Genomic DNA, 1,029 nt, shown 5'->3' on the forward strand with positions numbered 1-1,029 from the left:
CAGCGCGAGGTAGGCGGCACTGTCGGACAGCGCAAGCGCCGGCGCGGCAGCAGCGGTTTCGGCCGCTGCATCGGCCGGCGCGGCCAGGGCGACCAGTGCGTCAGGCGAAGGGGTGTTTCTCAGCGACATGGCGGCATGATAGGCCGCTGGTTGGCGCCGACTGGCCGTTTTCGGACCTGTGCATCGGAGCGCCCGAACGCCCGGTCACATGGCCTTGAACAGGTGCACGTAGGCGCGGCTGACCGGCAGTTCGGCGGCATGGCCCTGGAGCCTCAGCCACAGCCGGCTGGCCTCGTCGCGCCGGGTGCTGGCCAGGTGGTTCAGGTTCACCAGCGTGGCGCGGTGCACCTGCCAGAACTGCTGCGGGTTCAGCCGCGCCGCCAGATCGGCGACGGCGGTGCGGATCAGGTGCTGCCGGCCGCTGACGGTGTGCACACAGGTGTACTTGTCGTCGGCCTGGAAGAACAGCACCTCGTCGACTGGGATCTGGTGCGTGGTGTCGCCAGCGCTGGCGCGGATCCAGCGCAGCGGCGGCTCGGCCACGGCGGCGGGCGCCTGCAGCTGCTGCAGCGTGCGCGCCAGCAGGCTGTCGTCCGATGGCAGCGGCTGTTGCAGGCGAGCCAGCGTGCGCTGCAGCCTGGCCTCGCTGACGGGCTTGAGCAGGTAGTCCACCGCGGCGGCCTCGAAGGCCTGCACCGCGAACTCGTCGAAGGCGGTGACGAAGACCACGCGCGTCGGGCCCTCGATGCCCTGCGCCACCTCCAGCCCGGTCAGGCCCGGCATGCGGATGTCCAGGAAGGCCACGTCGGGCTGCAGCGCATCGATCTGCTGCGCCGCTTCCACACCGTTGCGCGCCACGGCGACGATTTCCAGCGCGGGCCACAAGGCCTTGAGTTGCTCGCCGAGAAAGCGGGCGAGGTGAGGTTCGTCGTCGGCAATCAGCGCAGTGGTCATGGGTGATTCGGGGCAGTGGCAGTGGGCAAGGGCCGCGTCGCGGCAGCGGGGGCGACTGGCAGCACCAGCAGCGCC

1 protein-coding gene is annotated in these 1,029 nt (G+C 70.8%); it reads right to left on the reverse strand.

Annotation, left to right across the window (positions count from 1 at the left end):
- Positions 1-204 precede the first annotated feature (204 nt).
- Positions 205-954 carry a LytR/AlgR family response regulator transcription factor gene (locus FKP22_RS31515; RefSeq protein WP_141292082.1) on the reverse strand — a complete coding sequence of 250 codons (750 nt, stop codon included), beginning with the start codon at positions 952-954 and terminating at the stop codon, positions 205-207.
- Positions 955-1,029: the final 75 nt, after the last annotated feature.

Source organism: Ideonella azotifigens (assembly GCF_006519715.1).
GTDB classification, from domain to species: Bacteria; Pseudomonadota; Gammaproteobacteria; order Burkholderiales; family Burkholderiaceae_C; genus Ideonella; species Ideonella azotifigens.